The organism is Tolypothrix sp. PCC 7601, assembly GCF_025677855.1.
GTDB lineage: Bacteria > Cyanobacteriota > Cyanobacteriia > Cyanobacteriales > Nostocaceae > Aulosira > Aulosira diplosiphon.
The window spans coordinates 8,377,770-8,391,165 of record NZ_CP064879.1 but is presented as its reverse complement, the minus strand read 5'-3'; the positions used below and the strand labels follow the sequence as shown (position 1 = coordinate 8,391,165).

At 40.8% G+C, this 13,396-nt stretch carries 12 protein-coding genes; 6 read left to right on the top strand and 6 right to left on the bottom strand.

What is annotated here, in order from left to right:
* Positions 1-3: 3 nt before the first annotated feature.
* From HG267_RS34040 to HG267_RS34025, 4 genes are all read left to right on the top strand, one after another.
* Positions 4-369: a hypothetical protein gene (locus HG267_RS34040; protein WP_045874116.1), complete on the top strand. Its 366-nt coding sequence runs from the start codon at positions 4-6 to the stop codon at positions 367-369.
* A complete protein-coding gene (locus HG267_RS34035) occupies positions 362-727 on the top strand; it encodes a hypothetical protein (RefSeq protein WP_045874115.1) in 366 nt (121 codons plus the stop codon). The genes HG267_RS34040 and HG267_RS34035 overlap by 8 nt, the downstream gene beginning before the upstream one ends.
* 5 nt (positions 728-732) lie before the next feature.
* Positions 733-1,053: a hypothetical protein gene (locus tag HG267_RS34030; protein WP_045874114.1), complete on the top strand. Its 321-nt coding sequence runs from the start codon at positions 733-735 to the stop codon at positions 1,051-1,053.
* Between the two features lie 289 nt (positions 1,054-1,342).
* Positions 1,343-1,822 (top strand): hypothetical protein, encoded by a 480-nt coding sequence (locus HG267_RS34025; RefSeq protein WP_045874113.1) that lies wholly within the window; start codon positions 1,343-1,345, stop codon positions 1,820-1,822.
* Between the two features lie 491 nt (positions 1,823-2,313).
* Here the strand turns inward: HG267_RS34025 and apcB are convergent, their stop codons facing one another.
* The gene (gene apcB / locus HG267_RS34020; RefSeq protein WP_045874112.1) at positions 2,314-2,823 is read right to left on the bottom strand and encodes an allophycocyanin subunit beta; all 510 of its coding nucleotides are present in this window, start codon (positions 2,821-2,823) and stop codon (positions 2,314-2,316) included.
* 357 nt (positions 2,824-3,180) lie between these two features.
* On the opposite strand from apcB, the gene glnA reads away from it, so the two are divergent.
* Positions 3,181-4,596, top strand: a complete 1,416-nt coding sequence (gene glnA / locus HG267_RS34015) for a type I glutamate--ammonia ligase (protein WP_045874111.1) — start codon at positions 3,181-3,183, stop codon at positions 4,594-4,596.
* A 251-nt stretch (positions 4,597-4,847) separates the two neighbouring features.
* Here glnA and HG267_RS34010 read toward each other — a convergent pair whose 3' ends face one another.
* Entirely contained in the window at positions 4,848-6,578 is a 1,731-nt protein-coding gene (locus tag HG267_RS34010; protein ID WP_045874110.1) for a GAF domain-containing protein, read from the bottom strand.
* 1,228 nt (positions 6,579-7,806) lie between these two features.
* On the opposite strand from HG267_RS34010, the gene HG267_RS34005 reads away from it, so the two are divergent.
* Positions 7,807-8,766: a cobalamin-binding protein gene (locus HG267_RS34005; RefSeq protein ID WP_045874109.1), complete on the top strand. Its 960-nt coding sequence runs from the start codon at positions 7,807-7,809 to the stop codon at positions 8,764-8,766.
* Positions 8,767-9,063: 297 nt separating this feature from the next.
* Here the strand turns inward: HG267_RS34005 and HG267_RS34000 are convergent, their stop codons facing one another.
* The 4 genes from HG267_RS34000 to HG267_RS33985 all read right to left on the bottom strand — a co-directional run bounded on the left by HG267_RS34000 (position 9,064) and on the right by HG267_RS33985 (position 13,314).
* Positions 9,064-9,363: a protealysin inhibitor emfourin gene (locus HG267_RS34000; RefSeq protein WP_045874108.1), complete on the bottom strand. Its 300-nt coding sequence runs from the start codon at positions 9,361-9,363 to the stop codon at positions 9,064-9,066.
* 164 nt (positions 9,364-9,527) lie between these two features.
* Positions 9,528-10,610 carry a M4 family metallopeptidase gene (locus HG267_RS33995; protein ID WP_045874107.1) on the bottom strand — a complete coding sequence of 361 codons (1,083 nt, stop codon included), beginning with the start codon at positions 10,608-10,610 and terminating at the stop codon, positions 9,528-9,530.
* A 323-nt stretch (positions 10,611-10,933) separates the two neighbouring features.
* Entirely contained in the window at positions 10,934-11,101 is a 168-nt protein-coding gene (locus HG267_RS33990) for a hypothetical protein (RefSeq protein WP_155539620.1), read from the bottom strand.
* A 68-nt stretch (positions 11,102-11,169) separates the two neighbouring features.
* A complete protein-coding gene (locus tag HG267_RS33985) occupies positions 11,170-13,314 on the bottom strand; it encodes a peptidase domain-containing ABC transporter (RefSeq protein ID WP_045874106.1) in 2,145 nt (714 codons plus the stop codon).
* Positions 13,315-13,396 lie beyond the last annotated feature (82 nt).

Genomic DNA, 13,396 nt, shown 5'->3' with positions numbered 1-13,396 from the left:
AAAATGGCAAAGTTAACAAGACTCGTTGCAACCATTGGTACTGTCAAATATCCATTTAAAGGTACTTCTGGTTTATATGTTGGAGCCAACGCTACTTCTACTGGAATTGAATCACTAGATGAGGCAGACCTTGATTTACCAGATTATCCGGTTAAAGAATTACTTTTAAAAGGTATTCTTCGCAGGGTGAGTGCAACTGTCTTAAATTCAAGTACCAATAAAAGAACTACACTAAAACTACTCGTTGCTAAAGATAAACTAGCTACAGCTTTAGACGATTTAATTGATAATACCGTTACGATTCCTGGCGGAACTTCTGGTGTTATTAAATCAGTCGGCTTTGCCCGTCGTGTAGTTTCCCGTGGCTAATTGGAATTTAATAGGGGAATTAACTGTTACAAATTTGTGGCAACAGTTCCCCTCGACTTTTGGTGATACTTTTCGGGTCACAACCACAATTTTAAATCAAGACGATTGGCACAAGTGGAAATTTAGAAGCGCTGCTTATCTTCGATTTATTTATGGTGATGGCAGTGCTTCTGTTAAGTACTACATTAGGGTGTTAGATGTCCCAACTGTTTATGTTTGTGCTATTCCTGATGATTTGAGAAATCCAGCTTACAGTTTGCGAACACCAGAAATTATTAGGGCTTCTAGATATCTACCAATTACGCCTAATAATAATTTTGCACAGTGGAAGCTTAAGCTTGAAAAAATAACTGATTAATTAATATGAAACAACACCTAGACACAATCGTGAGTATTTGTGCTTTGGTGGGTATTATTTGGCGAATAGCTGAATTAAAATCAAAAATTTATTCAGCTATTGAAGACTTGCGCGACGAAACCGAGAAAACAACTTCCCGGATTGAACATAAATTAGATATTCATCTCACCGAATATGGTGAGAAAAAGATGTTTACTGAGTACTTGTTGCATAATCTTGATGCCAAGATTGAGCATAAATTTAAACGATTGGCTAACTGGGTAAGACAGATTGGCGGATTCCTGAATAAACAATCGGACTTTCAGATCCGTGACGATGAGTACTAAGGTACTAATGCTACTCTCTGGGGATTCTATTGTGCCGGATTTGGGACTTCCAAGGAATAAATTACTCAATTCCGGCATCGACTATTGTTTTGAAAATGGGCATTGGGCATTGGGCATTGGGCATTGGTAATTTATTCTCCCCCTGCTCCCTGCCCCCCTGCCTCAACAGAAAATCTTCTTAAGTGAACCGTATTGGCTTCTAACTTAGGAACCTATAATTCTGTCAAAATTACCAAGGTGAGCATAAAACGTAATTATAATTACAAGGTTACATAAATAGGAACAGAACATGGCTAAAACAACTTCTTTCGCGATTCTGGCATCTGTTCCGGAGATGCATTTGCTGTCTGCATTAGACACAATGGAGAAGCTGGAAAGTGAACTCAGCGATGAAATCATCAAAGTCGCTTTCGGTAGCATGGCTTTTGAAGTTTTCCGCAAAGCGGATGAATTACGTGGAGAAAAGACGGTAGAGGTATTAATTTATGCTTCTGACCGTGCGGATCAACCTCTGAACTCAGAAGTCTCTTGGGGAGGTTTATATATTGGTCATGCAAATTCTCGCAATGGCAGATATGCAGGTAAATCGAAGTTTCTGCCGCCATCGACTACAGCCGATAAACCCCGGTGGGCGGTTTTTTGGGAAATTCAAGAGTTAACAAAGCTTAAGACTCCAATTGCGATCGCGGCTTTTAAACCTTTAGGTAAAAAAACTAACCTTGTTTCGCGTTTTATCCCTGAGGAGCCAATGCTAATCGAATATTACTAATTTTTGTTACTGAATATGACTGTGAACTGCTGAGGAGGGTTTGTGAATTAATATGAAGCGATCGCCTCTGAACAGATAAAGTCATATTCACAGTTGAGGGCATATTCCTCAAAATTTTTAGCACAATTGCTCATTGACAAATAAAGAATTATTTAAATCTTTTACCAAGATTATGGATTCACTGAAGGGATGTAAATCAAACTTAGAAAATATTAAATTTTATTTTTAAGTTGATAATTTATCGTATTTTATGCATTAGCAAAAAACGAACTGCTAAAGGAATGTAGATTAAATAAAATGCAAAACTTTTGATGTAAAGTGCCAAGTGCGAAATCGTCACCTCATGACCCCAGATTGTTGATTAATCAGTTACCTATCGCACCCTACAAATATTGCAGGTTATTTAACCCACATTCCTCAATTTAGCTGCCTCCAAAGGAGGTTTGTTGTTGATATTTTTAGGGGTTGGACATTTGTCCTGCCCCAAATATCTAGATGTTGTTTTCGCTTAATTCACGACTGATATGGTCAAAAGGTTCATCTACAAAAGCGGTATTAGTGACACCTGCTGCTGCTACTTGTGCCTTGACAATTTCCTTCATAATCTGCACACCACGTACTGTAGGGCCGATGGGAACTCCCAAAGAATTGTAAGTTTCTCTTAGCCCTTGCAGGACACGCTCATCTAAGACATTGGTGTTACCAGCAACCAAAGCATAAGTAGCGTAGCGCAAGTAGTAATCTAAATCCCGCAAACAAGCAGCATAACGACGAGTTGTATAAGCATTGCCGCTAGGACGAATCAATTCTGGTAGTTCATCAAATAATTGAGAACCAGACTGCTTAACAATTGCAGCCGCATTAGAATTGATGGTTGCCGCAGCTTGGATACGTGCGGTACCACTTGCAAAATAGGATTTAAGGCTGTCGAGCGCATCCCGGTCAAAATACCGACCAACTACGTCATAATTCTTAATTAAACTTGTTACTGCATCGCGCATTCCGATTTCTCCCAATCATTACTATCTATGGTTTGATATTAATTTGGCTGCTTCATGCACCAGTCATTTTTTGTGCCAATTACAATATAGAATCGGCACAAAACAATCTACCCGCTATTTAAGGATTCTATGCCAAAGTTGACCCCTCTGAGATGGTATGTTCGATTTTTGTACAGGTATGAGGCAAAGGTTAATAGAAACTGTAAACCGGAGAATCTGTAACAAAGACTACAAAAATTCTTAATGTCATATCCTTAGGATATTCCAGGTGTGTCACAATTGGGTTCATCTCAGCAGGGTCAGCGTGGTTTAAAGATTCTAGTTTGAGTTTATTTAATTGGCAGAGAAGGAGTAACAATGACAACCCCACAAGAAGTCTTGAAATTGATTCAAGACCAAAAAATTCAGATGATTGATCTGAAATTCATCGATACACCAGGGACATGGCAGCACCTAACCGTGTACTACAACCAAATCGATGAAAGTTCATTCACTGATGGCGTACCTTTCGACGGTTCCAGTATTAGGGGTTGGAAAGGCATCGAAGAATCAGACATGACAATGGTTTTAGATCCAAACACTGCCTGGATCGACCCATTCATGAAAGAGCCAACTCTAAGTATAATTTGTAGCATTAAAGAACCTCGCACAGGCGAATGGTATAACCGTTGTCCCCGCGTGATTGCCCAAAAAGCCATAGACTATTTAGTTTCTACTGGCCTTGGTGACACAGCTTTCTTTGGCCCAGAAGCTGAGTTCTTTATCTTTGATGATGCCCGTTTTGACCAAACTGCCAACTCAGGTTATTACTACGTAGACTCCGTAGAAGGTCGTTGGAATTCTGGTAAAGATGAAGGCCCTAACCTCGCTTACAAACCACGCTTCAAAGAAGGTTACTTCCCAGTTGCGCCCACTGATACTTTCCAGGATATGCGTACAGAAATGCTGTTGACGATGGCAGCTTGCGGCGTACCCATTGAAAAACAACACCATGAAGTTGCTACTGGTGGTCAGTGCGAATTGGGTTTCCGCTTTGGTAAGCTCATCGAAGCTGCTGACTGGTTGATGACTTACAAGTATGTCATCAAGAACGTTGCCAAGAAATATGGTAGAACCGTGACCTTTATGCCAAAACCAATTTTTGGTGATAATGGTTCGGGGATGCACTGTCACCAGTCTATTTGGAAGGATGGTAAACCTCTATTTGGAGGTGATAAGTATGCTGGTTTGAGTGACATGGCACTGTATTACATCGGTGGTATCCTCAAACACGCACCAGCATTGTTGGGCATCACAAACCCCACCACCAACTCTTACAAGCGCTTAGTACCTGGTTATGAAGCACCTGTTAACTTGGCTTACTCCCAAGGTAACCGTTCTGCTTCTGTGCGGATTCCTCTGTCTGGTACTAACCCCAAAGCTAAACGTTTAGAGTTCCGTTGCCCAGATGCTACCTCTAACCCTTACTTGGCATTTGCTGCTATGCTTTGTGCTGGTATTGATGGTATCAAGAATAAAATCCATCCTGGTGAACCCTTAGACAGAAATATCTATGAACTTTCTCCAGAAGAACTAGCAAAAGTTCCTTCTACTCCTGGTTCTTTGGAACTGGCATTAGAAGCACTGGAAAACGATCACGCCTTCTTGACTGAAAGCGGTGTATTCACAGAAGACTTTATCCAAAACTGGATCGAGTACAAGCTAGTTAACGAAGTTAAGCAGCTACAATTACGTCCTCATCCCTACGAATTTTACCTATACTACGATTGCTAATTGCGATCGCTAGTATTCTTGTACGTAGTAAGCACTTTGCTGCTTACTACACAACTTCAAGCTGTACTGATAATTTTTTGCCACCCACTGGGGCGGCTTTTTTTGACAAAAATTAGCTTAAGCACTCCGAAATCTTGAGCTTTATGCCTGCAGTTCGCTCTTGCTCAATCTATAGCTTACTTTCGTAATCATTAATTACCAATTACCAATTACCCATTACCAATTACCAATTACCAATTACCAATTACCCATTACGAACCACTATAAGGTTGATCTGGCAGAAACAACGTAAACCGACTTCCTTGACCCAAAGCCGATTCCACTGTAACATCGCCACCATGCAAACGTGCTAATTTGCGTGTTAAGGCTAGACCCAAACCCGTACCTTCATACTGACGATTTAAGCGACTATCAAGCTGTTTAAATGGTTCAAAGAGAAATTGAAAGTTATTCGGATCAATTCCTATACCAGTATCAGCAACTGTAAAAGTAATACCATTATTGACTTTTTTAACTTCTAAGGATACCTTACCTGCTGGTGTAAATTTAATTGCATTTGTCAGTAGATTGAGTAGCATTTGCTTGACTCGCCGCTCATCTCCAATAAAAATCTCGGTTTCTGAGTCAATTTCGTTGCTCAGTTGCAATCCCTTATCTAAGGCTTGGTCTGATACTGTAGATATCACATAATTACACACATCTCTAACTAGCAAAGGTAACTGCAACAGTTCTTCTTTCCCTGCTTCTACCTTAGATAGATCCAAAATATCGTTGATTAGGGCTAAGAGATGTTGACCACTGCTATATACACAACTTATATATTCTTGCTGCTTTTCATTGAGAGGGCCGACCATTTCTTGTTGCAACAATTGCGATAAACCCATAATCGCGTTCAGGGGTGTTCGCAGTTCATGGCTCATGGTCGCTAAAAATTCACTTTTGGCACGACTCCCTGCTTCTGCGGCTGCTTGGGAGGCGCGCAGTTTTAACTCAGTTTGCTTGCGTTCGGTAATATCTTCAACAATAGCTAAGAAAAACTCAGGGTTACCGTAGCTGTCACGGATAACTGAAACTGACAGATGAGTCCAAACTAACCCTCCTTGTTTATGAAGGAAGAGTCTTTCCATCTCAATGCGATTTCTTTGTGCAGGTTGTTCTGGATCTTTATTAATACCAGAAACAAGTTGTCCAAAAAGCTCTAAATCTCCCTTCTGCTGGGAAATATAATTGGTAAACCTCTGCCCAAATAGTTCTTCACGGCTGTAACCTAGCATCTGGCATAGTGCTGGATTAGCATCCACTATTTCTACTTTCATATCTATGAGTCCGATACCGATTGAGGAACACTCAAAAATCGCTCGGAATTGAGCCTCGCTCTGACGCAGTGCGGACTCTGCAGCGTTACGCTCACTGGCTTCTATCGCTAGGCTGACAAAATCTGCCATTGAACCAGCAAAATTCTCTTCTTCCAAAGTCCATTGGCGAATCTCGCCTAAATGTTCGTGAGAAACTACTCCTACTAACCGACCTCCTAGCCAAATTGGTGCATTCAACAAAGACGCAATACCCAACATAGACAAATAAGACTGGGATAATTCTTGAGTTCTCATATCGTTGATGGCATCATCGGCAGCAATACTGCGTTCCTCTGATAAAGCTTGGAAATAATCAGGGTAATTGGCCTTCAAAAGCGACAAGCCGCAGGTATGTTCTTTTGTTTTAAAGTCGTATAAATCAATACATTCTAATGTTGAGTGGTCTTCGTTGTATAACCATACACCAACTCGCTGCACATTGAGCGTGCGAGCAGCAGCTTCTGTAATCTCTTGGAATGCTGCATTGAGATTACCTTGTTGGAATGTTTTACTTCTTGCTAGCTGCACCAATGTTTGACTTTGTTTTCGGCGAGCATGTTCTCGAGTTTGCAAAGCTCCCGGGGACTGCTTGGCTTCTGTAATATCTCTAGCTGCCACCACATGCATTTTTTAACCTGCGTAAGAAATAATTTTGCTTTGGAGTTCTACGGGGAAAGTAGAGTCATCTTTAATAAATACAATTACTTCACAGGTTTTTTCAGACCCGGAAAGTATATTTTTTACTATCAACTCCTGTGATTCTAGCGTGACGCTCTGGAGGCTAGTATTGTTACTCAGGTTTGCAATTTAGATTTGATATAAATTAAAAATGCCTATTTCCCCTTCAGGGCTTCAATAACTGTTAAAAATCGTGGTTTGAAAATTATCGACAAAATTACAAAATTTGTGGTAATCAGTTTCCATTAGACGTAATTTCATCACCTGTCATTTCTGCCAGAATTTATGCTTTGCATAGACAATCATTCCTCTATGATGTAAGATGACTCATTAAAACGTTGTTGAAGCCGAACAATGCTTTGTTTTGGCGCTCAGTCAAATTAAATAAAGACGATAACTGTACTTCATAACTGGCTTTGGGTGTAGCATACAGTTACTCTTGGTGTTCAGTATTCATTCATGCTGTTGGTGGTCGCTTGCTTAGGCAACCGCCACGGCAAAAGTTGAGGCGTAACTCACTTTTTATTCAATAGTTCTGTGCTAATCAACTCAGAGCTACTAAGCTGCAAACCTTATCTCCCATCTTAGCGATCGCAATGATTGCCACTTTGGAAGCGATGTCTATTAATGACCCGCTATTACGCATCTCAGGAGATTGAAATACGGTTTTTACACAATTAGCATTATTTAAGAATAAATTCAAGAACATTACATCTATTGATAAATTTTTCAGCCTAAGACAATTAAAAACACACTTTATATATGCATTAAACTTATGAAATTTCACCCAACTAGTATATATACTTATAAATAAGTTAACAATTGTCTATCAATATATTAAGAAAGTGAAATAAAACAAGGATCAACTTTGTGATCGTTTCGGTTTTCTGCCTTGTCATAAAACTTTACATTCTTGGGTTTAATCGCGCTAACTTGCTGATTTTGTTGTGCTACGGAACTTAAGAGTGAAGTGAGAAGAGTCTAGGTTTTTTGAAATGTGAGCTTGACAAAATGTTGCAAATTTATTGTTTAAATTCTCCTGATGCTTGCTATTCAAGTTATTGCTAATTTTTGCTAAAAAAATCCTTGAAAAGCCAGTGTATTCTTCTAGAGAGATACGCTAGGTCACAAATTTTGCGACAATTGTGATTAGAGCAGCTGTTACAGAGGTGGAGCAATGAAAGATAGCAGCGTCAGAATTGTCTCTCTCATTCCAAGTGGAACAGAGATTTTAGCAGCACTGGGTTTGAGTAACGCAATTGTAGGGCGATCGCACGAATGTGATTATCCCCCAGAGATTCAGGATCGCCCCATTTGTACCACAGCCCGGATTAATACTAATGCCTCCAGCCGGAAAATTCACGATGATGTGAATGATTTATTACAATCAGCTCTCAGCATCTATGAAATTAATACGGAGATTTTAGAGCAATTACGGCCCACCCATATTGTGACTCAAGACCAGTGTGATGTCTGTGCAGTCAGCCTCGAAGAATTAGAAAAAGCAGTTGCCAGTCTCATCGACAATTCACCCCAAATTATTTCTCTGCAACCCAACGTGCTGCAAGATATTTGGAATGATATTGAGCACATCGGTAATATCTTCCAGGTAGACTCAGTGAAGTTGTTAGAAAACCTAGAAGCTCGTGTCAAAATTTGTCAACAGAAAATCCAAGGACTCTCTTTAACAGAAGTGCCTACAGTTGCTTGCATTGAATGGATCGATCCGTTGATGACAGCTGCTAATTGGATTCCGGAATTAGTTAACTTGGCAGGTGGGCAAACGCTATTTAGTTCCCCAGGTCAACCATCGGCTGTTTTACCTTGGGAAACACTCATAGCCAGCAATCCCGATATCATTATCTTTATGCCTTGCGGTTGGGATTTAGAACGCACTCGCCAAGAAGCACAGTTATTAACCCAACGTTCCGAATGGCAACAACTTCATGCTGCCCAAACTGGTAGAGTCTACATTACCGATGGGAATGCCTATTTTAACCGTCCAGGGCCAAGGCTAGTAGATTCTCTAGAAATTTTGGCAGAAATGTTGCATCCCGAAATTTTTGATTATGGCTACAAAGGCACAGCTTGGGAAGCTTTAACAACTGATGAAGTGATGGCTTTATCCCGAAGTTAAGCATACAAGGGTTGAATGGCACTTACTTTAGCAAGATTTAGATCCCCGACTTTTTCAAAAAGTCGGGGATATTGGTAGTAATGTTTATTTAAATAATTGCTATTTCACTTTACTGGCGCGACAAGGCTAAAATGTGGCAATATAATTTTCTTGTGGGGTGGACATCTTGTCCGCCCAGGACGGGCAAGATGCCCATCCCACAAGAGTTTGAATAATGCACTATTTTAGTCTAGACAAGCCACTACTGCCTGTTTTTCTCCCCTGCTCCCTGCCTACAAAGTTTTTAGTTAGAAGTCCCTAAGAACGCTTGGCTAATTGATTCAGCCATTCAATCAGGGGTCTTAAAGTTCCGGGTAAGGCGGCCTCACTGACAGTAACAGTATGTTGCTTACCTTGGTCTTCTACTGTCAACTTATATTGAAAGCGATCCGCTTGGGGATTAGGTGAAGTAATTTTTTCAGGTAGGTTAAATAAACCAGCAGCTTCCACTAGTCGCGGGAGTTCGTTTGCTTCATGAGGCGGGAGATTAGCGGTGTCAACAGTTGTTTTCTTGCTAATTCCAGCAAAGCCGCCTGTGCGTTCAAAGGAGATTCTCATTTTTTGCTCTCCGTTGTGCTTTCTAGGGGAAGAAATAAAAAAACTGGAAGATTTCGATGGTTATCTTCCAGTGTAACAACAAAGGACAAGACAGTGTAAATTTTGAATCACGAATGATGAATTATGAAAATTTTACTTGTTAATGATTCATCATTCACCATTCACTATTTGATCACACCTACCTTTTGCCAAGCATTCTGTACAGCTTTTTGTTCTTTACTATCGTTACCGTAAAGTTCGCTAGCAACTTTGATAGTTGCAGTAGCTGCTGCTTTAAAGTTAGCATTAGCACGCAGGCGATCGCGCAAAGTTATGTACCAAATTTTGCCAGATTTTTCCCAAGCATAGCCGCCAATCTCCATTGCAGCTAGATAAAAAGCATAGTTGGCGATACCTGAGTTGATATGCACGCCAGCGTTATCTTCTGTACCTGTGTACTTGTCTTTCATCACAGCAGGTTGCGGATCTTTACCCATGACTGGATCGTCGTATGCTGTTCCTGGTGCTTTCAGGGAACGAATCCCAACACCTTTAACAGTCGGAGCTAAAAGACCTTCCCCAATAATCCAGTCTGCTTGCTCTACGGTTTGATTTTTGCTTTTCTGTTTGACTAAAGCGCCAAAAACGTCAGAAAATGACTCATTAAGCGCCCCTGGTTCGCCGTAATACTGTAGACCAGCCTCATATTGAGTCACGCCATGAGTCAGTTCATGGGCGATTACATCAATGGATTTAGTGAAGCGTTGGAATAATTGTCCATCACCATCACCATAGACCATCTGGTCGCCATTCCAGAAAGCATTTTCATATTTGACACCGTAATGCACGGTAGAGTCTAAACGTAATCCTTTATCATCAATGGAATTGCGATCAAATATTTCATGGAATAAGTCATAAGTAGCGCCAGCATAATCATAAGCTTCATTGACTGCGGGATCGCTACTTGGTGGATCTCCTTCACCGCGCACCAATATCCCAGGTAAATTTTCGGAATTTTTAGCATCATAAATAGTCCGGCGCTTCACACCTGGGGATGGCGCAAACGAGACAGAACCGATGACATTTCTTCTACCACGTAACTGTGCAGAAACGTTTAATGTTTGAAAAGCCCAACTGCGTTGCTCAGGGTTACCATTAACAGCAACATTTTCTAGTATGTGTGGTGGAACAATACAACAGATAGGGCATCTGGAATACCCTGGATGTTCACAGTTAAAACCTCTTGATTTCTTATTATTTCGAGCCATATTCAGGTATTCTCCCTTTTAAACTAAGTGATGACAAACAGTGGCAATAATCCACCGTTCAAAGGAGCAAAAAACTAATGCAGGTGGTGTGTCCCTATTTTGTTTAATCTAGAAAACTTTCTACTTTATGTTTTAGAACAGGTTTTTTAAGAGTACAGAGTTCTTGTCTAGGGCATTTTTACGTTGGGACATGACATAGAAACACAAGACAAAATCAGATTCCGTAAATTCCAGCCAAAATCTTGGTCTTGTGATGCACAACCTCCCTTAAATACCCAACGGCTTTATATAATAGGTCTTGCTAAAGGTAAATGTGTAAATTATTACTGATTTGTTACTAAAGTTATGGGTAATGGGCATTGGGCATTGGGCATTGGGCATTGGGCATTGGGCATTGGTAATTGGTAATTGGTAATTGGTAATTGGTGTTTGTGATTTTCCTTCCTCTCCCTCATCTCCCTAATCCCCAGTCCCCAGTACCCAATCCCCAATCCCCATTACCCCTTATCCCCAGAGGGGGCCCCGAGTTCCCCAGTCCCCAGTCCCCAATCCAGGTTGTCTAAAAATTTAAGAAGAATAAGGGGTTGTGAGGTTGAGCTTGCAAATCTGTGAAACATCCTTGGGCGGTTAATTGGCCTTCGTTCAACACAATTATCCAATCTGCGTGTTGAATCACATGAGGGCGGTGACTAATGAGAATTGTAGTCTTACCATAGCGATCGCTCAATAATTTCTCTAGGAGATAAGATTCGCTGGCGGGATCTAAAGCCCCTGTGGATTCATCCATAATTAAAATCGATGGGTCAGAGACAATGGCCCTAGCTATGGCTAAACGCTGACGCTGTCCGCCGGAGAGGTTCGCACCAAATTCACCTAAGACAGTTTGATATTTATCGGGTAGGCGACTAATAAATTCATCAGCGCCAGTGATTTTACAAGCTTGAACGATAGCTTCAAAGCTTGTATATGGAGCATTTAAACGAAAATTCTCAATAATAGAACGACTCCAAAAATGCGCTTCTTGGGGAATTAGCACTACTTGTTGACGTAGTGAATCTAAAGATATATCTGGCAAATTGTAATCGCCAATCCGAATATTGCCAGATTGCAACGGATACAATCCAGAAATTAGTTTGGTCAATGTACTTTTACCACAGCCTGATTGACCAACTAACGCTACTATTTTCCCTCCGGGAATTGTCAAGGAAAAATCCTTTAATAAGTCAACTCTGCCAGCGTGGTGAAAATTAATATCAAGGCAAACAATATCGGAATTAGCCGGAATTTTTACCCAAGGTTTTTGCTCATCTCCTTGATTTTCAGGAGTGGCATCAATAACTTCTGCTAATCGCTCAATGGAAGTTCTAGCGCGCACCAACCCATTAGCAAAGCCAATGACTGTGCTGAGAAACCCTAGGAAATTAGCGTTCATGCTATTAAAAGCGAGTAATTGTCCTATGCTTAATTCTTTAGCGATCGCCAGACTGCTGCCAAACCACAAGAGGATAACGCTACTAACTGTAAATACCAAGCTCGAAAAAATATTATTAATTGCAGAAATCTGCATAGTTCTAAAGCCTAAATTGGCAACTCTGCCATATTTAGTCTGTAATTCTTCCCACAATTGTGGGGCAGCAGATAAACTTTTAAAGGTGATGGCTCCTTTAAAAGTCTCAACAAGTATGCCTTGGTTTTCTGCTTCTAATATTAATAAATTTTGGAATTTACGTTGCAATATAGGTAAAAATAGCAATGTAGATAATGTCATCAACGCTGAGAAAGCTAACGCCAGAAAAGTTAGCTTCATGCTGTAGAACAACATAAAACCCAAGGAAATCAGCGCGATAAAAAACTGACTGGGTAATCCAATTACAGATTGCGAAACTAACTGATTAATTTCTTGAATATCTCGCAGCCGACTCATAATTTCTCCACTGCGATGAGATTCGTAGTATGTCAGAGGTAAGCGCAGAATTTGCCGACAAAATTCTAATACCAATCCTAACTGCAGCCGCCCTGCAAAATGGGTAATCAGATTAGACTGCACTAGTCTGAGACTGCTACTGAGCAAATTCATCACAATCGCTGCTAAGACAACATTTACTAGCAGTTTGGTATCACCACGCACCAGCACATCATCAGTGAGAATTTGCAGCAGAAACGGAGAAATCAGCGACAGCAGTCCTACAAAAATATTGATTAGAAATGCTTCGCCGAGGATAGCGCGATAATTCCAGACTGGCTGCATAAACCGCCGAAAATTACCAATGCGATCGCTTTCTTGCTCAAAAAAGCGATCGCTATCTGGTTCGACTAACAGCATCAGCCAATTTCCCCACCCCGCCATCAGTTCATGCTTTGCTAAATAACGCAGTCCCACAGCCGGATCTGCAATTACATATTTCTTACCCCGTCGCCCATACAACACTACCCAGTGGTAACCTTGCCAGTGAATAATCGCTGGTAGGGGTAGTTCTTGTAATTTATCGAGAATTTCTGGTGCAGCTTTGACTCCTCTAGCATTAAACCCTAAAGTTTGCGCCCCACGTTTTAACCCCAACAAAGAAGTACCAAGTTGTCCCGTTCCTACAGCCTCACGGACACGGTTAAGGCTAAAAATCCGACCGTAGTGTTTGGCGATTGTAGCTAAACAAGCTGCGCCACAATCTTCTTCACTGTGCTGACGAATGAGTTGATAACGCATAAAATATCAATCACACAATCTGGCAATAATTGCCGTCAAATTAACCATCTTGAGCATTAATGACATAAACAAATTAGCCTGT